We start from the raw sequence: 21,978 nt of genomic DNA, 5'->3' as shown, positions 1-21,978 counted from the left end.
TTTGCCCGCGTACCCACGGAGGAGTCCCCAGTGCTGGTCCTTTTGCTTCCCATGCTATGGCAGGACACCACCCGGCTTGACGCCGGCGCGGCCCTGGCGCGGGCCCTCGAACGGGCGCCGGTGGTGGCCGCCGTCGACGCCCGCACGCGTGCCGCCGACGCCCTGCGCCGGGATGCGGCACGGCTCCGCAATCCGCAGCTGGGGATCGCGGCCGAAAACCTCGGCATGCAGCGGCAGGTGACCGGCAAGGATGGACTCGCCGGGACCGAAGGTCAGATCACCCTGCAGACGGTGCTGCCGCTCGGTGGTGATCTCGGCGCGGCGCGCCGCACCGGCGCCGCCCATCTGGCCGTGGCCCAATCCGACGGCGCGGCGACAGTGGTCGGCTTCAGTGGGCAACTGCTGGCCGCGATGGCCGCTCACGACATGGGGCACGATTTGCTCGCGGAGGCGATGGCGGAGTCGGCCGCGCTCGACCGCCTCGCGACATCACTCACCGCACGGGTCGCGGACGGTCGATCCCCCGCGGGTGAGGGGGCACGCGTCCGCACCGAGGCGGTGATGGTGGCGTCGCAGCTCGCGCGCCGTCGCGCCGACCTGGCCGCGGCGGATGCCCAGCTCGCCGTGGCCCTCGGCCTCGCGCCGGAGACGCCCCTGCGGATCAGCATGCCGGCGAGTTGTATCGCCCCATCGCCAAACGGCATGGCCGTCGATGCGCAGCGCGCAGCGGCCCGCCGCACGCTGGCCGAGGCGCTCGTCGATCAGGCGGCGGCTCGCCGGGTACCGGACCTGATCCCGCAAGTCGGCTTCCGGCGCACGGCCGGCTTCTCCGGTGTGCTCGTGGGACTCGCCTTCGATCTGCCGCTCTTCTCCTCGGGGAGCGCCTCGCTCGCGTCGGCCCGCGCCGAGGCCGATGCCGCGAAGGCCGAGGTGGCGCTCGCCGAGCAGGAGTCCACGGCCGCGATCGCCTCCGCGCGGCGCACCATGCAAGAGCTCGACGCCGCCGGGGTGCGCTACGCCGCCGGCTGGGAGGCCGATCTCGCGCAGGCGGTGACGGCCGCCGAGGCGCGCTGGCGTGAAGGCCAGGGCACCCTCGCTGAACTCTTCGATGCCCGGCGCGCGCGACTCGCGGCGCTGGAGGAACACGCCACCTGGCGCGGACGCCGTGTCGCCACCCGCCTTGCCCTTGCCCGAGCAGTCGGCCAGCCGCTGACGACTGCCTTGCTGCTCGAAGACTGCCCTGGAGCGCCCCGATGATCCGACGCCACCTGCCATTCCTGCTGTTGTTCGCTGCCGCCTGCGGCAAGGGCCCCGAGGCCGACGCGCCGATGCGCGCCCTCCCCGCGGGGACGGTGGAATACACCCCGGCGCAGATGGCCCAGGCCAAGCTGGGCTTCGACACCGTCCGCATCGCGTCGACCACGATTCCGATCGCGTTGCCGGGGACGCTCGATACCCCCGATCCGGAAACGGCGCACGTCGGCTCGATCGTCTCCGGCCGCATCGATCAGGTGATGGTGCTGCCGGGCGACCGGGTGCGCGCCGGGCAACCGCTCGTGAAGATCCATTCGCACGAGTTGGCCACTGCGCGCCGCGACCTCGAATCGGCCGAGGCCGCATCGTCCGCGGCGAAGGCCGCGCTCGATCGCTCCACCCGCCTGCTGGCGGCCGGCGCCGTCGCCCGTGAGGAAGTGGAGCAGCGCAACGCCGTCTACCGCGCGGCCGAAGGCGAGCGGCAGCGCGCGGCCGAGTTGGTGTCGCACCTGCGTCCGGATGGCGACGAAGTGGTGATCGTGGCGCCGCGTGCCGGGGTGGTGTTTACGGTCGAGGCCAAGCTCGGCGAAGCCGTCCTCGAAGGGGCGTCCCTGGTGGAATTGGGCGATGACGCTGCACTCTGGGTCACCGCCTGGGTGCCCGAGGCGTCGCTCGGATTGATCAGTGCGGCGAAGCAGGTGCGTGTCACGCTCGCGGCCTTCCCGGGCGACACCCTCCCGGGGCGTGTCGTGCGCACCGGAGGGCGCCTCGACGCTGCCCGCCGCGCCGTGGACATCCGCGTGGTGCTGGAGCGGCGCCCGGCCGGGCTTCGGCCCGGGATGTTCGCCCTGGTGCACGTCGCCGGTGGCCAGCGGGTCGAGCGCGCCATCCTCCCGGCCGAAGCGGTGCAGCGCGTGGGTGACGGCGCCGAGGTGTATGTCGTCGATGCGCCGAATCGGTTCCGCCGCTTTCCGGTCACCGATGCGGTGCTGCTCGAGGACGGCCGGGTCGCGGTGCTGGGGCTCAAGCCCGGCATGGTGGTGGTCGGGCGCGGCGCCTACTTCGTGCGGTCGTCCCTCGACGCCGAGGCGCCCGAATGATGATCGAGCGCCTGATCGACGTCGCCGTGCACAAGCGGGGCATCGTCCTTGGCGCGGTGGCCGTGCTGCTCAGCATCGGCGTCTGGGCCTTCGCGACGATTCCGTTCGAGGCCTTTCCCGACCTGACCGCCAACAGCGTCAGCATCATCACCGAGGCACCGGGGCTCGCGCCGCAGGAAGTCGAGCAGCTGGTCACCTTCCCGATCGAGCGCGCCCTGCTCGGCCTGCCCGATGCCGAGGTGGTGCGGTCCACCACGAAGTTCGGCCTCTCCATCACGCAGGTCGTCTTCGACGACGGCGTCGATTCCTGGTTCGCGCGGCAGGTCGTCTCGCAACGACTCGGTGATGTCGCGGCGTTGCTGCCTCCCGATGTCACGCCGCAACTCGGTCCTCCGTCGACGGCGATGGGCGAGGTGTTCCAGTACGTCCTCACGGCCAGCACGCCAGAGTGGGACCCGACCTCGCTCAAGACGCTCCAGGACTACACCATCGCGCCGCAGTTGCGGACGGTGCCTGGCGTGGCCGAGGTCAATTCGTGGGGTGGCCTCACCGAGCGGATCGAGATCGTCGCCGATCCCGCCCGACTCGCAACTGCCGGCCTCACGCTCGGCGACATCGAGCGCGCCGTCGCGCGCGAGAATCTCAACTTCGGTGGCGCCTCGATCGAGTCACGCCAGGAGCGCTTCGTGGTGCGCGGGCTCGGCCGCTTCACGCGGCCGGAGCAGATCGCCGACATTCCGGTGACCGTGGCAGGGCAGACGCCGGTGCGCCTTGGCGATGTCGCCGAGGTGGTGCGCGGGGCGTTGCCTCGTGAAGGCGCCGTCAGCGCCGATGGCCGCGGCGAAGTCGTCTCGGGGATGGTCATCATGCGGAAGGGCGAGAATGCCCAGCGCGTGATGGCGGGGATCGCCGAGCGGATCCGTGCCGTTGAGGCGACGCTGCCGGCCGGCGTCGCGCTGGTGCCGTTCTACGATCAGACCGAACTCGTGAAGCGCACCACCCACACCGTCGAGAAGAACCTCCTCATGGGTGGCGCGCTGGTCGTGGCGGTGCTCTGGCTCTTCCTCCGCAACACCGCGGCGGCGCTGATCGTGGCGGTGGTGATCCCGCTCTCGATGCTGTGGGCCTTCATCGCGATGCGGATCTTCGGCTTCTCCGCCAACCTGATGTCGCTCGGCGCCCTCGACTTCGGTCTGCTGGTCGACGGTTCGATCGTGCTGGTCGAGAACGTGATGCGACGCGCCCACGGGCACGCCGACAAGGAGGGGGCGCCGGCGCGGATCCACGCCGCCGCGGTCGAGGTGGGCCGACCGATCGTCTTCGGCATCGCGATCATCATCGCCGTCTACCTGCCGCTCTTTGCCCTCGAGGGCACCGAGCGGAAGATGTTCGTCCCGATGGCGTTCACCGTGATGGCCGCCCTGATGGGTTCGCTGCTGCTGGCATTGACCCTGGTACCGGCGGCGGCGCGCACCTTCCTCGCCACCGCCGTCGAGCCCGACTGGCCCGCCTTCGAGCGGTTGCGGGAGCGGTACCAGCGGCTGATCGCCGGAACGCTTGGCCGCGCGCCGATCATCATCAGCACCGGTGTGGTGGCCACGGTGCTGGCCGTATTCGCCATGAGCCGTCTCGGCAGCGAGTTCATGCCGCGGCTCGACGAGGGGAGTGTGCTGGTCCAGGCGCGACGCCTGCCGGCCACCGCCTTGAGCGAGGGCGTCCGCTTCAGCGGGCTCATCGAGCGCGCGCTGGTCGCCCTCCCCGAAGTGCGCACCGTGGTGTCGAAGCTTGGCCGCCCCGATCTCGCGACCGAGGCGATGGGGAGTTACGAGTCGGACACCTACGTCATCCTCACCGAGAAGGAGTCGTGGCGGAAGGGGGGGAAGGCAGCGATCGTGCAGGCGATGGATTCCGTGCTGCGCGACATTCCCGGGCTTTCCGTGGCCTTCACGCAGCCGATCCAGATGCGGCTCGACGAGGCGGAGAGTGGCATCACGACCGACGTCGGCGTGCAGCTCTTCGGCAGCGACGCCGACACGCTGGCGATGCTCGGCGGCAAGATCGAGCGGCTGCTCGCCGGCGTGCCCGGCGCCGCCGATGTGAAGACCATCGCGGCCTCGCGCATGAAGCAGGTGACGGTCACGCTGGATCGGGCGCGGATGGCACCGCTCGGCCTCTCCGCCGATGATGTCGCCATCGAAGTCGAACGTGCGCTCGGGGCCAAGCAGGCCGGCGCCCTGATCGACGGTGCCCGGCGGATTCCGATCGCGGTGCGGCTGGCCGAGGCGAGCCGGATCGATCCGGAGCGCCTGGCCGAGTTGCCGATCGCGCGCGGACGTGGTGCCGTGGTCCCGCTCGGTGCCGTGGCAGAGATCAAGGTGGTCGAGGCGCCGGAAGCATTTGCGCACGAGGGCGGGCAACGCCTCGTCGTCGTCGGCGCCAACATCCGTGGGCGCGACGTCGGCAGCTTCGTGGCCGACGCCGAGGCGAAGCTGGCGAGCACGATCCAGCTGCCGTCCGGGTATCGGACCGAATGGGGCGGGCAGTATCGGCACCAGCAGTCGGCGCTCGCGCGGCTCCGCGTGCTGGTCCCCGTCGCCATCCTGGCGATCTTCGGCCTGCTCTACATGGCGTTCGGCACCTGGCGCCACGCGGCGCTGATCATGTCGAACGTGCCGTTTGCACTGGTGGGTGGTGTGGCCTCGCTCTGGTTGATGGGGCTCAACCTCTCGCTCTCCGCCTCGGTCGGCTTCATCGCGCTCTTCGGCATCGCGGTGCTGAACGGCGTGGTGATGGTCACATCGATCAACGACCTGCTGCGCGAGGGGAAGACGCTGGCCGATGCGCTGGTGATCGGTGCCGGCTCACGGCTGCGTCCCGTCCTGATGACCGCCTTCGTCGCAGGCCTCGGCTTCGTGCCGATGGCAGTCTCCACCTCGGCCGGGGCCGAGCTGCAACGCCCGCTCGCCACCGTGGTGATCGGTGGGCTCCTGACCTCGACGCTGCTGACGCTGGTGGTGTTGCCGACGTTGTACGGGGCGGTGGAGCGGTGGGTGATGAAGCATCCGGGGGTGGTGATCGAGGACTGAATCGATGATCGATCATCGATGATCGATCATCGGTTGGTTCAGGGCCCACCCACCCCCGTCACCTCGTCCACCGGCAACACCACGCCGTTGGCGCCGAGGGTGCGGAAGAGCTTCCACTGGGCCTGACGGGCGGCACCCGCGTTGCGGCCATTGTACATGGCGGCGATGAGCAGGGTGCCGTCGCTGCGACCGAGGTAGCCGACGAGCGTCGAGACGTTGCCGAGGGTCCCGGTCTTGGCGTGCACGACACCCGCCGCCGGGAGGCCGGTGCGGAGCGACTTCAACGTGCCGCTGCCATTGGCGGGCAGCAGCTGGGCGAAGTTGCGACCGCCCGCGGTCTGCGGGAAGTTGGCGAGGTAGGTCGTGAAGACGATCGGCGAGACCCGGTCACGCTCGGAGAGGCCGCTGCCATCGAAGAGTTCGATGCCGTGGCTGATGCCGGTGACGGTCCGGATGTGCTGCATCAATCGATCGGCGGCGCGCTCCGGCCCGCCGCCCCAGAGGAGCATCAGTTCGGCGCCGATGTTGAGCGAGCGACTGTTGATCTCGTGCGCGATCGAGTCGAACGGCTGCGACACCACCTCGGCCAGGACGCGGCGCTCGCCGAAGCCGGGGGCGGAGATGGCGGAGGCCACCAGCCATTCGATACCGGCCTGCTTGGTCGCGTACTGCCAGGCCGCCTCGAGCACGGCGGTCGGATCGGTGGCAACAGCCTGATACCGACGCGCGCCGGCCCGGCTGCCGATGGTGCCGCTGACCAGAAAGCGACCACCCGACTGCGGGGTGACGCGAATCTTCGCGCGGGTTCCGGCCACGGTCTTGACGGTGCTGGTCACCAGGGATGCCATCCCGGCAGGGGCGTCGGCCGCGATGATCGCGCGCGTACCGCTCCGCGCGCCGGGGAGAACCGAAAATTCGACGAGGTTCTCGTTGAGGGTGACCGGACCGACCATCGGGGCGTAGCTGCGGCCACGGTGGCGGGCGGCCCAGGCGGCGGGGAAGACGCTCCGCGCCTCGCCGGCCCCGCTCGTCACGCTCAAGGGGCCGATCAGTCGGCGGACCCCGATCGAGGCGAGCTGCAAGGCCAGGGCGGAGAGTGTCGGGCCGGTGCGGTCGCGCCGTTCGAGGGTCGGATCGCCGTTCAATTCCAGCCCCCAACGCCCTTCCCAGGTGCCGGTGGCGGGATTCACCCGGCCATCACCCACGACCCGGGTGGCCCGGCGGGCATCGGAACCGACCATCGTCCGGGCAAAACCCGTGGTCAACAACTTGACAGTCGAGGCGGGAATCAGCGGTTGTTCGGCGTTGATCGACCAGAGGACCTGCCCCGATTGATCGGCCACGACCACGCCCCAAGTCCCCGGCGCACTGCGCTTGGCGCCGAGGTACCACGATTCCAGCCCCGGCGTCAGCGGGCCGGCGTCCTGCGCCCGGGCGACTGCCGGAACGGCAAGGAGGAGGCAGAGGATGGTGGCGCGAGGGTTCATGAGGTCTCTAGGTCTGCAAGATGCGTGCGGCATCTCGGTCAGGTACCGAGGTGAAACATCGGACGGTCGGCTCTTGGGGTGGTGCATCCAGATGCGCTGGGCGGGCGAACCGGGGGATACCAACGCGGCCTCGGCCTGATCGGCCACGCGTCAGCATCTGACCCCCTACGCAGGAGTTCGTCATGCAGTTCCGCAACTCGTTCCGCCATCTCGCGGCCGCCGCCATCCTCGGCGCTGCCGTCGTCGCGCCGGCTCAGGCGCAGATGGATCATTCGAAGATGGGGAAGGACATCGTCGCCACCGCCGTCGCGGCCGGCTCGTTCAAGACCCTCGCCACGCTGCTGACCGAGGCCGACCTGGTCAAGACGCTGCAGGGCGCCGGGCCGTTCACCGTCTTCGCGCCGACCGATGCCGCCTTCGCGGCGATCCCGGCCGACGCCGTCGCCAAGCTTCGCGCCGACAAGGGCGCTCTCACGAAGGTGCTGACCTACCACGTCATCGCCGGCAAGATCACCGCCGCCGACCTGGCCAAGATGGCCGACAAGGACGGCTACATCACCGCCAAGACCGTCTCCGGGGTGACGCTCAAGCTGCACCTGGCCGGCAAGGCCGTGCACGTGAACGTCGACAAGGGTGACAAGGCGATCGCGAACGTCACCACGGCCGACGTCATGGCGTCGAACGGGGTGATCCACGTGATTGACAAGGTGTTGATGCCGTAACTGCGGTCGTAGGTCATAGGTCATAGGTCGTATGTCCTCACGGTGGGGACGTACGACCTACGACTTACGACTTACGACCTTACTTCAGCACCATCTTCGCAATCGTCTGCAGCTGCATATTGCTGGTCCCCTCGTAGATCGTGCCGATCTTGGCGTCGCGGAAGAACTTCTCCGCCGGATACTCGGTCGAATAGCCGTAGCCACCGAAGAGCTCCAACGACTGCGAGGCGATGCGGTTGGCGACGGTGGAGGAGAAGAGCTTCGCCATCGCCGCTTCGCGGGTGAAGGGGAGGCCGGCGTCCTTGAGGCGGGCGGCGTTGTACACGAGCATCCGCGCCGCCTCGAGGTCGGTCGCCATCTGGGCGACCTGGAACTGCACCCCCTGGAACTCCGCGATCGCCTTCCCGAACTGCTTCCGCTCCTTGATGTAGCGGCAGGCGGCGTCGAGCGCGCCCTGCGCCACGCCGAGCATCTGGGCGCCGATGCCGATGCGCCCCTCGTTGAGGGTCTCGATCGAGATCTTGTAGCCCTGGCCAACGGGGCCGAGGACATTGGCAGCCGGGACGCGGCAGGACTCGAGAATCAATTCCACGGTGCTCGAGGCGCGGATGCCGAGCTTCTTCTCGCGCTTGCCGATCGAGAAGCCGGCGAATTCCTTCTCGACCAGGAAGGCGGTGATCCCCTTGTACCCGTTCTCCGGGGCCACATTCGCGAAGACGATGAAGAGACCGGCCTCGGCGCCGCTGGTGATCCAGAACTTCCGGCCGGTCAGCAGCCAGTCGTCGCCATCCTGGACCGCCTTGCACTCGAGCGCGAAGGCATCGGAGCCGGAGGCCGGCTCGGAGAGCGCAAACGCGCCGATCATGTCGGTCGTCATCCGCGGGAAGTAGCGCGCCTTCTGCTCCTCGGAGCCCCAGCGGAGCAGGGCGTTGTTGACCAGGGTGTTGTGGACGTCGACGTAGATGGCGCTGGAGGCATCGACCCGGGCCATCTCCTCGATCGCCAGGGTGGCGAGGAAGATGGTGCCGCCCGCGCCGCCGTACTGCTCCGGCACCTCGATGCCCATCAACCCGAGCTCGAAGAACTTGGTCAGGAGGTCGGGGCGCATCTTCGCGTCGACATCCATCTCGTGCACGTACGGACCGATCTCCGTTTCCGCGAACTCCCGCACGGTCTGACGGAAGAGCTCTTCCTCCTCGGAGAGGATCGAGAGGGGTGCGGCAGCAGCGGTCAGCGACATGGGCGGAGCTCGGGAAAAGGGTCGGACTCAAAGATAAACAGGGATCCCCGGATGATCGATGATCGATCATCGATCATCGATCATCGGCTTTCGAGCACGTCCACCGCCACCTCCACCCTCCCCATCGGCGCCGCCACCTGCACACCGGCGACCGAGCCGCGCAGCGCGGCGAGCATCTCGCGTGCGATCGCCACGCCCTCGGCGAGCGCTGCCTCCTTGCCCACCACCGAGGCGCGGCGCATCCGGTCGAGCACCACGTCGGGGACGGTGATGCCGGGGACTTCGTTGGCGAGGAACTCGGCGTTGCGGAGCGACACCAGCGGCCAGATGCCAGCAATGATCGGCACGCCGAACCGTTCGAGTCGAGGAAGCACTTCCTCGAGCTGCCGCACATCGAACACCGGCTGGGTAATCGCAAAGCAGGCGCCCGCCTCTGCCTTCCAGGCGAAGCGTGCCAGCTCGCGCTCGAGGTCGGGCGAGGCCGGATTGATCCCGACGCCGTGCACGAACCTGGTCGGCGCGCCGATGGCATTGCCGCCCGGGTCGAGGCCGCGATTGAGGCGCGCCACCAGGTTGGTGAGGCCGATCGCGTCGATGTCGAAGACGGCGGTGGCATCGGGGTAGGGGCCCATCTTCGGCGGATCGCCAGTGACGATCAGCAGGTTGCGCAGCCCCGCCGCGGCGGCGCCGAGCAGGTCGGAGAGCATGCCGAGGAGATTGCGATCACGGCACGCGTAGTGGACCACCGCCTCGAGGCCGGTCTCGCGCTCGATCAGGATCCCCGAGATCAAGGCCCCCATGCGGCTTTGCGCCCGCGGGCCGTCGGGGATGTTCACGCCATCGATGCCGGCCGCCTTGAGTTGGCGAGCCTGTTCGAGCATTGGGGCGGGGTCGACGCCGCGCGGCGGGACGATCTCCACGGTGGTGACCCATTCGCCGGCGGCCAACTTGGCGCCGAAGGCGGAACGTTCGCCGAGCGGCACACTGGGCACGGCGTGGAGGGCGGTGTGTTCGCTGACGCCGATGACGGCGCGGGCCGACGGCGCCATCACCGCGGTGGCGCGCACGAAGCCGCGCAGCGCCTTCACGTGCTCCGGCGTGGTCCCGCAGCAGCCCCCGATGAAGCGGGCGCCTGCCTCGACGATCCGCCGACCATACTCCGCGAAATACTCCGGCGAGGCCATGTACATCTTGCGGTCGCCGACGTCTCGCGGCAGCCCGGCGTTCGGCTGCGCCACCAACGGCACGCGCACCACCTTGGCGAGCCGCTCGATGGCTTCGAGCACACCCTGCGGCCCGATCGAGCAGTTGATCCCGATCACGTCGGCGCCGGCCGCCTCGAGCGCGGGGCCAAACACCTCCGGCTCGGTGCCGAAGGCGGTGGTGCCGTCGACGCCGATGGTCATCTGCGCCATGACGCCCAAGTCCGACCGCGCGCGCACCGCACGGATCGCGGCCTCCAGTTCGGCCACGTCGGAGAAGGTCTCGAGGCAGAAGCCGTCGACGCCCCCCGCAAGCAGTCCATCCACCTGCCGTCCGAAGGCGGCTTCGGCGTCGGCGACGGCCAGGTCACCGAACGGTTCGAGGCGCACGCCCAACGGACCGATGGCGCCGAGCACGGCGACGCTGCTGCCAACCGCCTGACGGGCCACCGTCGCGGCCACGCGGTTCAATGTCTCGGTTTCGGCGGCGAGTCCGTACTGCGCCAGCTTGATCGGGTTGGCGCCGAAGGTGTTGGTCTCCACCAGTTCCGCGCCGGCCGCCGCATAGTCGGCATGGACCTCGGCGATCAGCGTCGGCTGGCGCACCGCCAACTCGTCGAAGCAGACGTTGACGAAGACGCCCTTCTGGTAGAGCATCGTCCCCATCGCGCCGTCGAGCACGTGGACCTTGCCGTCGTCGAGCAGTGCACGCAGTGTCGGCATCTCAGGACCTCCGGTAGCCGAGCACGGGGGCGAGCCACCGTTCGGTGGTGGCAATGTCCCACCCCTTCCGCGCGGCATAGTCCACGACCTGGTCGCGCCCGATGCGGCCGACGCCGAAGTAGCGCGCCTCGGGCCGCCAGAAGTACCAACCGCTCACCGACGCACCCGGGAGCATCGCGAAGCTCTCGGTAAGCGTGATCCCGGTGGTCGCCTCGAGGTCGAGCAGCGTGGCGAGGGTGCCCTTCTCGGTGTGATCGGGGCAGGCGGGATAGCCAGGCGCGGGGCGGATCCCCTGATAGCGCTCCTGCAGCAGGTCGTCCATCGAGGCGTGCTCGGCCGCAGCATAGCCCCAGTGCGTGGTGCGCACTTCCTCGTGGAGCCGCTCCGCAAACGCCTCGGCGAGGCGATCGGCGAGCGCCGCCAGCAGGATGGCGCGATAATCGTCGTGATCGGCCTTGGCGGCGGCGACCAGCGGTTCCAGGCCGAGGCCGGTCGTCACCGCGAAGGCGCCGACATAATCGGTGATCCCGGCGGCGCGCGGGGCGACGAAGTCGGCGAGCGCCACTCGCGGCCGACGATCAAGCCGCTTCCCCTGTTGCCGCAGCGTGTGCAGCACGGTGAGCGGCGTGGTGCGCGCGGCATCCTCGTACAGGGTGATGTCGTCGTTGGCGGCATCGGCCGGCCAGAAGCCGACCACGCCGCGCGCGGTGAGGCTCTGGTCGCGCTCGAGTTCGTCGAGCAGCTTGTTGGCATCGTGCCAGAGGTCGCGCGCGGCGGCACCCTGCAGCGGATCGTCGAGGATGGCAGGATAGGCCACGCTCAATTCCCAGGTCCGGAAGAACGGCGTCCAGTCGATCCGCGGCCGAAGGTCGGCGAGCGACCAGCGGTCGAAGGCGCGGATGCCAGTGAACGACGGCACTGGCACCGGCACATCGAGGTCAATCGGGAAGGCGGCGGCGCGTGCGGCCGCGAGCGAGGTCAGTTCGCCTTCGCGCTCCCCCTCGCGCTCGCGCCGCACGATGGCATACTCGGCGGCCACCTCGGCGGCAAACGCCTCGCGGCGCGCCGGGTCGTGCAGCGCCGAGGCCACGGGGACGGCGCGCGAGGCATCGAGGACGTGCACCACGGGGGCCGAGTAGTTCGGCTCGATCCGGAGCGCGGTGTGCGCGCGCGAGGTGGTGGCCCCGCCGATCAGCAAGGGAATGCGCAGTCCCACGCGCTCGAATTCGCTGGCGACGAACGCCATCTCGTCGAGCGACGGCGTGATCAGGCCGGAGAGACCGACCAGGTCGACCTGCTCGCGCTGGGCCGTCTCGAGGATCGTCGCCGCGTGGACCATCACGCCGAGGTCGATCACTTCCCATTCGTTGCACTGCAACACCACGCCGACAATGTTCTTGCCGATGTCGTGGACGTCGCCCTTCACCGTGGCGAGCAGGATGCGACCGCGACTCCGGGCCCCATGCTCGGCGCGTTCCGCCTCGAGGTAGGGGATCAGGTGCGCCACGGCCCGCTTCATCACGCGGGCGCTCTTCACCACCTGCGGCAGGAACATCTGGCCGCTGCCGAAGAGGTCCCCGACCCGGCTCATCCCCGCCATCAGCGGTCCTCGATCACGTCGAGCGGGCGTGTGGCGAGCAGGCGCGCCTCCTCGACGTCCTCGTCGACGTGGTCGGCGATACCATGGACCAGCGCCCAGGCGAGCCGTTCGTCGACCGGCAGGTCGCGCCAGGCCAGGTCCGCCCCGGGAGCATGCGCACTGGTCTTGGCACGATCGGCAATCTCCAGCAGCCGCTCTGTGGCGTCGGCGCGCCGGTTCCAGAGCAGGTCCTCCACCCGGTTGCGAAGGTCGGGGTCGAGGTCCGTCAGCACCGGCAACTGGCCGGCGTTGACGATCCCCATGTCGAGGCCGGCGGCGATTGCCCGTTCGAGGAAGACGGCGTGAATCGCCTCGCGGACCGGATCGTTGCCGCGGAAGGCGAAGGAGACATTGCTGATGCCGCCGCTGGTGCGCGCGCCGGGGCAGCGCGCCTTCACCGCACGGACCGCCTCGACGAAGGCGATTCCGTACTCGGCATGCGTCTCGATCCCGGTGCCGACGGCGAAGACGTTCGGGTCGAGGATCACGTCCTCGGGCGCGAAGCCGACGCGGTCGACCAGCAGGCGGAAGGCGCGCTCGAGGATGTCGACCTTGCGCTCGACCGTCTCGGCCTGTCCCTGCTCGTCAAACGCCATCACCACCACGGCGGCGCCGTAGCGGTGCGCCAGCGTGGCCTGCGTCAGGAACGCCGCCTCGCCTTCCTTGAGCGAGATCGAATTGACCACGCCCTTTCCCTGCAGGTTCTTGAGCCCCGCCTCCAGCACGCTCCACTTCGACGAGTCCAGCATCACCGGCACGCGCGCAATGGCCGGCTCGGCCGCAATGAGCCGAAGGAAGCGCGCCATCGCCGCCTCGGAGTCGAGGAGGCCTTCGTCGAAGTTGAGGTCGATCAGCTGCGCCCCGGCCTCGACCTGCTGCCGCGCCACGGCGAGCGCCTCGTCGTCGCGCGACTCCTTGATGAGGGTCGCGAAGCGGCGCGATCCGGTCACGTTGGTGCGCTCGCCGACGTTCACGAAATTGGTGGTCGGGCCGATGGTGAATGGCTCGAGTCCTGAGAGGCGCGTCAGGGCCGGGCGTGCGGGCGGCGTGCGCGGCGGCACACCGGCGACGGCGGCCGCGATCGCCGCGATGTGCTCGGGCGTCGTGCCGCAGCACCCCCCGACGATGTTGAGCAGCCCATCGCGCGCCCAGGCGCCGATCTCCTCGGCCATGACCTCAGCCGAGAGATCGTAGCCGCCGAGGTCGTTGGGGAGCCCGGCATTCGGGTGGGCGGAGAGGAAGGTCTCGGCGGTGCGCGAGAGTTCCTGGATGTGGGAGCGCAGCAGGTCGGGGCCAAGGGCGCAGTTGAGGCCGACGGTCAACGGCTTGGCGTGCGCCACCGAGATCCAGAATGCCTCGGCGGTCTGCCCCGAGAGGAGCCGACCACTACGGTCCGTGATCGTCCCCGAGATCATCACCGGGACGGTATGGCCGCGGCCCGCGAAGACCTCGTCGATTGCGAAGAGCGCCGCCTTGGCGTTCAGCGTGTCGATGATCGTCTCGACCAGCAGCAGGTCGGCGCCACCATCGAGCAGCCCGGAGGCCGCGGTGGAGTAGGAGGCGACGAGCTCGTCGAAGGTGACGTTGCGGAAGCCGGGGTCCTCGACCGACGGCGAGATCGACGCGGTCCGCGGGGTCGGGCCGATCGAGCCGGCGACGAAGCGCGGCCGATCGGGTGTCTCCGCAGCATCGCACGCCTCGCGCGCGACCCGTGCGGCCGCCACGTTCAGGGCGTAGGCGTAGTCGGAGGTGCCGTACTCGGCCTGCCCGATCGATGTCGACGAGAACGAATTGGTCTCGACGATATCCGCGCCGGCCGCGAGATACTCGGCATGCACGCCGCGCACCACGTCGGGGCGCGTCAGGCAGAGGAGGTCGTGATTCCCCTTGAGATCACCCGCGATGTCGGTGAAGGTGCTGCCGCGATAGTCGGCTTCGACCAGCCGGGCACGCTGCAGCATCGTCCCCATCGCACCATCGAGGACGAGAATGCGTTCGGCCAGAAGGCCCGGGAGACGGGCAAGGCGTGCAGCACGTGCGAAGTTCGGGTCGGACACAGGGGCTCCAGTTACTCATCGTCGCCCCGAAGGGCGGCTTAGCGGGATCTTTAACGTGGCCGCAAGTCGCGGGAAATCGCCACGGATTGGGAAAGTCGTAAGTCGTAAGTCTTAAGTCGTAGGTCCAGAGTCCTGAGGGGTGTCATCCTGAGCGAAGTCCGCGAAGCGGACGAAGTCGAAGGACCTCTCCAACCGCCTTACGACCTACGACCTACGACCTTACTACGACCTGAACAACGCCCCCACCACCACCTGCTGCGCCACCCGCAACAGGAAATACGCCACCAGTGGCGAGAAATCCATCGGCCCCATCGGGGGAAGGATGCGTTGCAGCGGCTCGAGGATCCAGTCCGTCAGGCCCCGCACGATCCGCATCCACCAGCTGTAGGGCGAGGCCCCGAACCACGACGAGATCACCCGGACCAGCAACGCCGCCGTGATCAGTGAAAAGAGCGACGACACCAGGGTCGGCAGGAGCGCGCCCGACCGGGCGGCGTAGCCGAGCTGGAGCGCGGTGCCCAGGACCCACTGGACCAGCTGGATCAGCAGCAGGCCGCCGACGACGATGCCGCCCAGGAGCCAGAGCGGGGCCGATTGCGGATTGCCGCCGGCACGGACCACGCGCCCCTCGACCGGCCGCAGCATCGGGTCGCTCCAGCCGCGCACGAAGCGTGGCCACCAGCCGAACGGCGTGAGGTGTTGACGGCGCACGGCCCAATGCGTCGCGGCGACGACGGCGCCGACCACGAACGCGCCGCCCACCAGCCACCGCATGCCGACGATCACCCAGACGGCGATTTCCATCAGCTCCACCGACTCACTCCATCACGAATTCGCGAGCGAACGCCACCTCGAAGGCGAACGTCTTGCTGCGCGAGCGTGTTTCCATCAGGTCGGCGATCCGCCGCAGGCGCTCCGGAATGCCGAGGAGCTTCTCCTGCGCGGCGCGGCCCATTTCGTCGAGTCCCTCGATCGTCTCGATGCGCCAATGCACCAGTGCATCCTGGACGATCTTGAGGTAGTCGCGCGGGCCATAGATGCCGGAGCGGCGAATGACCTCGGCGAATTCCTTGAAGCCCGGGATGGTCACGCCCGGCATGTCGATCGCAGGCATGATGTGCAGCGCGGAGCGAAGTGCCTCGCTCGGGTCGCGCTTCAGGATCTCGGTGAACATCCGCCGATAGAACGAGAAGTGCCGCGCCTCTTCGGTGGCCACCTTCGAGAGGATGCCGCCAAGCAGCGGCTCGTACTCGCCGATGATCCGCCCGGTGTTGGCGTGCGAGTACTGGGTGGCCCGCTCCTGCAGCGTAGTGTAGACGAAGACCCGGTACGGATCCTTGTCCCACTCCGGCTGGAAGCCCGCCTTGATGTACTCGAACTTGAGCGACTCGAGCGTGCGCTGTTCAACGACGCCGGTGTCGCGGATGTAGTCGCTGAGCACCGCGCCGTGGCGATCCTCTTCGGCGGTCCAGAGATTGTTCCAGTTGCGCCAGTGCGAGTCGTCGCCGAGATGCACCGCGAGCAGCCGATGGAAGTGGGGCAGCCCCTCTTCGGTCAGCGTGTTGAGCGCCAGCGCCGCGCGGCAGGCGTCGGGAATGCCGGCGACCCGTTCGCGCAGCGTCCGCCGATGCTCGTCCGGATCGCCGCCATCGGCCGGCGCGAGGAGCTCCGACGGGAACCACAGCTCGCGCTTGGCCTCATGCTCGACCATCAATTCGTGCACCAAGGATTCGAGGTCCCGAAGGACCTCGACCTTTCGCCACATGGTGCGCGCTGCATCGGTCAGGGACATCAGTCGGCCAGCCTCATCCGGTGGTGCACTGCTTGGTCACCGGCGGGCGATTGTCGCAGGCGATGGCGTCGTTCATGCCGCTCGTGATCGGGCCGCAGGCGGTGTTCTGCGCCGACCGGGCCGCTTCGGCCTCGGTCTCGTGCGACGCCTTCGCGCAGTTGCGCGACCCGTTGTACTCCACGCACACCTCGCAGGTCGACTTCTGCGCCGAGAGGGTGGAGTAGGTCAGGAAGGCGATGAAGCCGAGGATCACCGCGATGGTGGTCAGGGTCTTGGATGACATGGTAGAAATCTACTGGCAGGGCGGGCGAGGGGGAATCGATGATCGATCATCGATCATCGATAGCCTGCTATCTTCGGGGATGCTCCGCACCCTGCTCCTCCTCGCCTGCCTGCTTCGCCTCGCCCCGGCTCCCGGGATGGCGGCGTCGCATTGTGCGCCGGTGGTGGCGGGCGGGGCGCACCAGCATGGGGCAGCCCACCACGAGGCGCCGGCGCCCGAGCAGCGCCAGCCCGCAGGCGATGGCGATTGCAGCCATTGCCCGCCGAGCCAGTGCGCTCAGGTGGCCTCGTGCGGCGTCACCCTGGTGACCGGGATCGCCACCGAGCGCGGCTGTTTCGGGGTCGCGTCGCCGACCGCGCAGGCCACGCCCGCGGACGCCCTGACCTGGGCCTCCGCCGATCATCCCCCCCCAACCCGACCACCGGCATCGCCCCTCGTCTGATCGAGTCGCTGTTTCCTGACCCTACTCGTTTCACCGAGGATCCCGATGTTCGTTCCTGTTCGAACCCTGCTCACCGCCGGGGCGTTGGTGTTTGCCGCCGCCGCCCTTCCGGCCCAGACGGACTACCGCAATCTCGACGACGAGCGGCCGGTCCGCTCCGAGGACGCCTGGGCGCTGGAGTTTCGCGCCTGGGAGTGGATGATGCCGTTCCACTACGCCCGCCACGCCGGCCGGGGCGAGGTGGAATTCACCCCCGAAGTCATGTGGGGCGCCTTCCCCAACGGCCTCCTGGGCATCAAGCTCCCCTTCCGTGCCTCTGACCGGCTCAGCGAGGCCGCAGCGGCCGGGCCGCGTCTCTTTGCACTCCTCTCCCTCAACGCCGAGACCCCGCACACCCCAGGGATCGCCCTGCGGGCCGACGCCATCCTCCCAGGTGGTGGTGCCTCGGGCGACGGCGTCCTGGTGGTGGGGAAGGCAATCGCGACCCGCACCTGGGGTCGACTCCGCACCCACGCCAACGCGTCGGTGACGGTGGGGCGCGCGGTCAACGCCCCCGAGGCCGATGCCCCCGGCCGATGGTCGGCCTCGGTCGCGGCCGACTGGACGCTGATGCGGCAGAGCACGCTGCTGATCGCCGAACTCTACAGCGCCAAGCCGCTGGGGCCGTCGGAGCAACATTGGGAAGTTGCCGTCGGCTTCCGCCGACAGATGACGCCGTCGTTGGTCCTCGACGCGGGCGTTGCGCATGGACTCGGCGACGGACCCGGGATCGCCCTCACCATGGGACTCTCGCGCACCTTCTCGCTCGGCACGCCGAGCATCCGGGGTGATCGATGATCCGCCGCCTCCTCATCGTGCTGCTCGCGCTGCCAACCATGCTGATGGCGCAGCAGCGACGCGATGAAGTGCGCCCGTACCCGGGCAGCTTCAACTGGCAGTTCCTTGGCCGCCACGCCGATGCCGCACGGCTCTTCAACGCCTTCGACTACGGCCACGCGATCCTCTACGAACGGCTGCTGACCCTGCCGCTCAAGGACGCGAAGGTCGCGCTGGCCGACGAGTACGACTTCCTGGTCGGTGACTTGTTGGTGAAGCCGCCGCGCTTCGCCATTCCGGAAGAGGCGATCGAGCCGACCTACGCCAAGGTGGCGTGGCGCGCCAAGGTCACCTTCGACTGGGCACACATTCTCCATCGGCAGATCTACGACGCCTACGCCGATCCGCGGCTGACCCCGGCGGAGCGCGACGCACTGATCGAGCGGATCACCGACTACTACCTGGAGGAGACGCGCTACGCGTTGCCGACGGTGCCGAAGTCGATGGCGCTGATGGACGAGCAGCCGTTCTCGCAGATCTTCCGGCGCGAGGTGCCGCAGTTCAACGGCCTGATCTGGTCGTATCACTGGCTGCAGATCGGACTCTACGAGGCATTCCTCACCGACGACGACCGGTCCAACGACGCGGCGTCGGTGCGCCAGGTGACCGGCCGCTGGCGGGCCATGGTCCAGGGCGCGCCAGCCGCCTATCCGAGCGTGATGCCGATGGCGCCGGCCGTGGCGCCGCGCTTCAGCAAGGCGCACCCGCGCGCCGCGGCGATCTTCGACAACCTCCACATGCTGCACGACATCATCTCCGACATCCTCGCTGCGCCGACGATTCCGCGCGCCGGCAAGGGCGCCGAGATCCAGCGTCAGCTCGACCTGATGCAGGACCCGACGCGCGACCTGATGGGCGCGGAGCACTGGTGGATGATGGGCGACATGATGGGGGGCGTGGGGAAGATGGGGGGGGTGGCGGGGGGGTAACGAACCGCGAACAGCGAACGGCGAAACGCGATCGGATGGGTCCTGATCGTGTCATCCTGAGCGGAGCAGCCCGCAGGGCTGCGAAGTCGAAGGACCTCTATCCCAGCGTATCGGGAAGAGGTCCTTCGACTTCACTCCGGCTGCGCCGTCGTTTCGCTCAGGATGACAGCTCCAGAGCCCAGCGCCGTTCGCCGCTCGCAGATCGCTGTTACTTGGGGAGTCCCTTCGTCTCGTCGCCGCTCTTGCCGTCGGTGATCGGCGTGACCTGGGTGCTCCAGCCGTCGGCGAAGGTCAGCACCAGGCGGTGTCCAAGGGTGTCCGCGACGATCGTCTTGATCTGCGGAAACTTCTTGGCGTAGGCGAGGGCGGCATCGGCCTGCTTGGCGAAGGCCTCCGGCGTCGCGCCGGCCTCACCCTTGCCGAACTCGCGGCCAACGGCCATCGCGATCGCCTGCTCAGGACCGTAGGCAGCGTAGTCATCGGCCGACATCAGGCCGTCCTGACCGGCGGCATACTTGTACGAGTCGTACGTCGGGCAGGCCGCGAGGAGGGCGACCAGGGCAAGCGGGGCGTAACGGCGCATCGAGAAGTCTCCGAACGGGATCGACACTGGTACCGACCGGGCGGGGCCCGGGTTCCCGGCCACCAGCCAATCCGGAAAGATAGCCCCGCCGGCCCCCCCCGCCATCCTTGTCCCGGCTCCCCTGCCGCCCTACCCTTCCCGCCGACCAGATCACCCCCGGACCGGAGTCCTGTCATGAGTGCCATCGGCAACATCCCGACCCCCATCAACGAACCCGTCCTGAGCTACGCGCCGGGCACTCCGGAACGCGCCGGCTTGCAGGCGGCCATTGCCGAGCTCGGGAGCGTGGTGACCGACATTCCGGTGGTGATCAACGGCGTCGAACACCGCCCCGGGAAGACCAATCGCGTCACTTCGCCCCAGCGGCACCAGCACCACCTCGCCAACGTCCACCAGTCGACGCCCGAGCTCCTGCAGCAGGCCATCGACGGGGCCATCGCCGCCCAGAAGGTCTGGGAGCGGTGGTCGTTCGCCGATCGCGCTGCCGTCTTCCTGAAGGCGGCCGATCTGCTCGCCGGCCCGTGGCGTCATCGGATCAACGCCGCCACCCTCCTCGGCCAGGGAAAGACGCCGCATCAGGCCGAGATCGATGCCGCCTGCGAGCTGGCCGATTTCTGGCGCTTCAATGTCCACTACGCCGAGCAGTTGCTGCACGAGCAGCCGATCTCGGTGCCGGGCGTCTGGAACCGTCTCGACTGGCGGCCGCTCGAGGGGTTCATCTACGCCATCACGCCGTTCAACTTCACCGCGATCGGCGGCAACCTCCCGACCGCGCCGGCAATCCTCGGCAACGTGGTGCTCTGGAAGCCCTCGGCGACGGCGTCGCTTTCCAACTGGCTGATCTACGACCTGCTCCGCGAGGCGGGGCTGCCGGCCGGCGTGATCCAGTTCATTCCGGGCGATTCCGCCAGCACGACCAAGACCCTGCTCGACTCGAAGCACCTGGCCGGCGTCCACTTCACCGGCTCGACGCCGGTCTTCCAGAGCATCTGGCAGGGTGTCGCCGAGCGGTTGCCGAGCTACCGCAGCTACCCGCGCCTCGTGGGCGAGACCGGCGGCAAGGACTTCATCGTGGCGCACCCCTCGGCCGATGTCGAGGCGTTCGTGACCGCCCTCCTGCGTGGGTCGTTCGAGTATCAGGGGCAGAAGTGCTCCGCCTGCTCGCGTACCTACATCCCGCGCTCGCTCTGGCCGCGCGTGAAGGAGCGGATGCAGCAGGAGATGGCACAGATCAAGGTCGGCGATCCGGCCGACTTCTCGGTCTTCGTCGGCGCGGTGATCGACGAGAAGGCGTTCCGGAAGCACGAGGCGCTGCTCAAGGCGGTGCAGACCGATCCCGCGGTGACGGTCCACGCCGGCGGCACCTGCGATGGGTCCGTGGGTTGGTTCGTGCAGCCGACGCTGCTCGAGACCACCGATCCGCACCATCGGATCATGAAGGAGGAGTTCTTCGGCCCGATCCTCTCGGCCTATGTCTACGAGGACGCGGCCTGGGACGAGGTGCTCACGTTGATCGATGACACCGCCACCTACGCCCTCACCGGCGCGATCTTCGCGCAGGACCGCGCGGCGGTGATTCATGCCGAGACGAAGCTGCGGCACGCCGCCGGCAACTATTACGTCAACGACAAGTGCACCGGCGCCGTGGTCGGCCAGCAGCCGTTCGGCGGCGGCCGCGCCTCCGGCACCAACGACAAGGCCGGCTCGCTCCTCAACCTCTATCGCTGGGTCTCGGCGCGGACGGTGAAGGAGACGGGGAATCCGGCGACGGAATGGCGGTATCCATATCTCGGCTAGGGGACGCTCAGTGGCCGATGATCGATCATCGATGATCGATCATCGATCATCCCGCGGGGGCGCCGTCACCGGACTGCTGCTTGCAGCGCTCTTCTCGGCGCCCCCGCTGCGCGCGCAGACTCCTTCCGGTTACTGGAATCCATCTCCTCCACCATCACCTCCCGCACCGCCACCGCCGAGCTGGTGCGGACGCTCACTCGCGAGACCGAGTACCGGGTGAGCCGGCGTGCCGACACCACGGTGGTCGAGGCGGCGGCGGTGCGTCTGGTGGAGGAGGGGCCAGGGGGGCGGGTGGTGTTCGACACCGATGGCTTCACCGGCGGCCGGTGGAAGCTGGTGCCTGCGCCGCGCGGCGGGCTGGTGGTGGTGGATGTCCCCTTTGTGCCGCCGGCGCTGGTCGAGGTGAACGACCTCGCCGCCGCGATGGACGATTTCTTCCCGCCAGTGGCACCGCCGCTGCCGGTCAATCGGCGCGTGCGGGACGGTGCCGGGCGTGACTGGCAGCGCCTCGCCGACTCCGCCGACGTCCGTCGCTATCGCTGGACGGCGACGCGGACGCGGGACACCACGGCGGTCGCGCGCGACACGGTGACGCTGCGCATCAGTGAGGCGACGCGTGAGGTGTCGCAGCTGCGCCTCGATGCGCGTGGTGTGCCGATCGGGTGGACGCGGGAGCTGGTGACCGACGTCACGTCACGCGGTGGCGGCCGCGCCGTGCAGGCCACCGTGCGGCAACGAATCGTGGTGCGCGCGCTCCCTTGACATC

General features: G+C 69.1%; 16 protein-coding genes, 1 pseudogene and 1 riboswitch. Of the genes and pseudogenes, 9 read left to right on the top strand and 8 right to left on the bottom strand.

Annotation, left to right across the window (positions count from 1 at the left end):
* Positions 1 to 30 precede the first annotated feature (30 nt).
* From IPG05_06965 to IPG05_06955, 3 genes are read left to right on the top strand one after another with little or no spacing between them, the layout of a single operon-like run.
* The gene (locus IPG05_06965) at positions 31 to 1,257 is read left to right on the top strand and encodes a TolC family protein (GenBank protein MBK6494829.1); all 1,227 of its coding nucleotides are present in this window, start codon (positions 31 to 33) and stop codon (positions 1,255 to 1,257) included.
* Positions 1,254 to 2,354 carry an efflux RND transporter periplasmic adaptor subunit gene (locus IPG05_06960; protein ID MBK6494828.1) on the top strand — a complete coding sequence of 367 codons (1,101 nt, stop codon included), beginning with the start codon at positions 1,254 to 1,256 and terminating at the stop codon, positions 2,352 to 2,354. Before IPG05_06965 ends, IPG05_06960 begins: the two co-directional genes overlap by 4 nt.
* Positions 2,351 to 5,440, top strand: coding sequence for an efflux RND transporter permease subunit (locus tag IPG05_06955; GenBank protein ID MBK6494827.1), 3,090 nt, complete (start codon positions 2,351 to 2,353; stop codon positions 5,438 to 5,440). Before IPG05_06960 ends, IPG05_06955 begins: the two co-directional genes overlap by 4 nt.
* Before the next feature lie 38 nt (positions 5,441 to 5,478).
* On the opposite strand, the gene dacB is transcribed toward IPG05_06955, so the two are convergent.
* On the bottom strand, positions 5,479 to 6,927 hold the full coding sequence (dacB, locus tag IPG05_06950) for a D-alanyl-D-alanine carboxypeptidase/D-alanyl-D-alanine-endopeptidase (protein ID MBK6494826.1): 1,449 nt from the start codon (positions 6,925 to 6,927) through the stop codon (positions 5,479 to 5,481).
* Positions 6,928 to 7,109: 182 nt separating this feature from the next.
* Here dacB and IPG05_06945 point away from each other — a divergent pair, with 182 nt between their 5' ends.
* Positions 7,110 to 7,649, top strand: a complete 540-nt coding sequence (locus tag IPG05_06945) for a fasciclin domain-containing protein (GenBank protein MBK6494825.1) — start codon at positions 7,110 to 7,112, stop codon at positions 7,647 to 7,649.
* Positions 7,650 to 7,728: 79 nt separating this feature from the next.
* Here IPG05_06945 and IPG05_06940 read toward each other — a convergent pair whose 3' ends face one another.
* From IPG05_06940 to IPG05_06915, 6 genes and pseudogenes are all read right to left on the bottom strand, one after another.
* Positions 7,729 to 8,889, bottom strand: coding sequence for an acyl-CoA dehydrogenase (locus IPG05_06940; GenBank protein MBK6494824.1), 1,161 nt, complete (start codon positions 8,887 to 8,889; stop codon positions 7,729 to 7,731).
* Between the two features lie 80 nt (positions 8,890 to 8,969).
* A complete protein-coding gene (locus IPG05_06935; GenBank protein ID MBK6494823.1) occupies positions 8,970 to 10,814 on the bottom strand; it encodes a bifunctional homocysteine S-methyltransferase/methylenetetrahydrofolate reductase in 1,845 nt (614 codons plus the stop codon).
* Position 10,815: 1 nt separating this feature from the next.
* Positions 10,816 to 14,423: pseudogene (gene metH / locus IPG05_06930) on the bottom strand (methionine synthase).
* A gap of 104 nt (positions 14,424 to 14,527) precedes the next feature.
* Positions 14,528 to 14,603: riboswitch (SAM riboswitch) on the bottom strand.
* A gap of 129 nt (positions 14,604 to 14,732) precedes the next feature.
* Positions 14,733 to 15,323: a YggT family protein gene (locus tag IPG05_06925; protein ID MBK6494822.1), complete on the bottom strand. Its 591-nt coding sequence runs from the start codon at positions 15,321 to 15,323 to the stop codon at positions 14,733 to 14,735.
* Between the two features lie 4 nt (positions 15,324 to 15,327).
* Entirely contained in the window at positions 15,328 to 16,302 is a 975-nt protein-coding gene (locus IPG05_06920; protein MBK6494821.1) for an acyl-ACP desaturase, read from the bottom strand.
* Between the two features lie 13 nt (positions 16,303 to 16,315).
* The gene (locus IPG05_06915) at positions 16,316 to 16,585 is read right to left on the bottom strand and encodes a hypothetical protein (GenBank protein MBK6494820.1); all 270 of its coding nucleotides are present in this window, start codon (positions 16,583 to 16,585) and stop codon (positions 16,316 to 16,318) included.
* 79 nt (positions 16,586 to 16,664) lie between these two features.
* On the opposite strand from IPG05_06915, the gene IPG05_06910 reads away from it, so the two are divergent.
* The 3 genes from IPG05_06910 to IPG05_06900 are packed head-to-tail and all read left to right on the top strand — an operon-like array spanning position 16,665 to position 18,832.
* The gene (locus tag IPG05_06910; protein MBK6494819.1) at positions 16,665 to 17,027 is read left to right on the top strand and encodes a hypothetical protein; all 363 of its coding nucleotides are present in this window, start codon (positions 16,665 to 16,667) and stop codon (positions 17,025 to 17,027) included.
* Between the two features lie 45 nt (positions 17,028 to 17,072).
* Positions 17,073 to 17,864, top strand: a complete 792-nt coding sequence (locus IPG05_06905) for a hypothetical protein (GenBank protein ID MBK6494818.1) — start codon at positions 17,073 to 17,075, stop codon at positions 17,862 to 17,864.
* On the top strand, positions 17,861 to 18,832 hold the full coding sequence (locus IPG05_06900) for a hypothetical protein (protein MBK6494817.1): 972 nt from the start codon (positions 17,861 to 17,863) through the stop codon (positions 18,830 to 18,832). Before IPG05_06905 ends, IPG05_06900 begins: the two co-directional genes overlap by 4 nt.
* 208 nt (positions 18,833 to 19,040) lie before the next feature.
* Here IPG05_06900 and IPG05_06895 read toward each other — a convergent pair whose 3' ends face one another.
* Positions 19,041 to 19,415: a hypothetical protein gene (locus IPG05_06895; protein MBK6494816.1), complete on the bottom strand. Its 375-nt coding sequence runs from the start codon at positions 19,413 to 19,415 to the stop codon at positions 19,041 to 19,043.
* A 174-nt stretch (positions 19,416 to 19,589) separates the two neighbouring features.
* On the opposite strand from IPG05_06895, the gene pruA reads away from it, so the two are divergent.
* Positions 19,590 to 21,212 carry an L-glutamate gamma-semialdehyde dehydrogenase gene (gene pruA, locus IPG05_06890; protein ID MBK6494815.1) on the top strand — a complete coding sequence of 541 codons (1,623 nt, stop codon included), beginning with the start codon at positions 19,590 to 19,592 and terminating at the stop codon, positions 21,210 to 21,212.
* A 183-nt stretch (positions 21,213 to 21,395) separates the two neighbouring features.
* A complete protein-coding gene (locus tag IPG05_06885) occupies positions 21,396 to 21,974 on the top strand; it encodes a hypothetical protein (GenBank protein ID MBK6494814.1) in 579 nt (192 codons plus the stop codon).
* The last annotated feature ends 4 nt before the right edge of the window (positions 21,975 to 21,978 follow it).

The organism is Gemmatimonadota bacterium (assembly GCA_016704275.1).
GTDB lineage: Bacteria > Gemmatimonadota > Gemmatimonadetes > Gemmatimonadales > GWC2-71-9 > Palsa-1233.
Note: the sequence above shows the minus strand (reverse complement) of the source record. Positions and strands in the feature narration are given on the sequence as shown.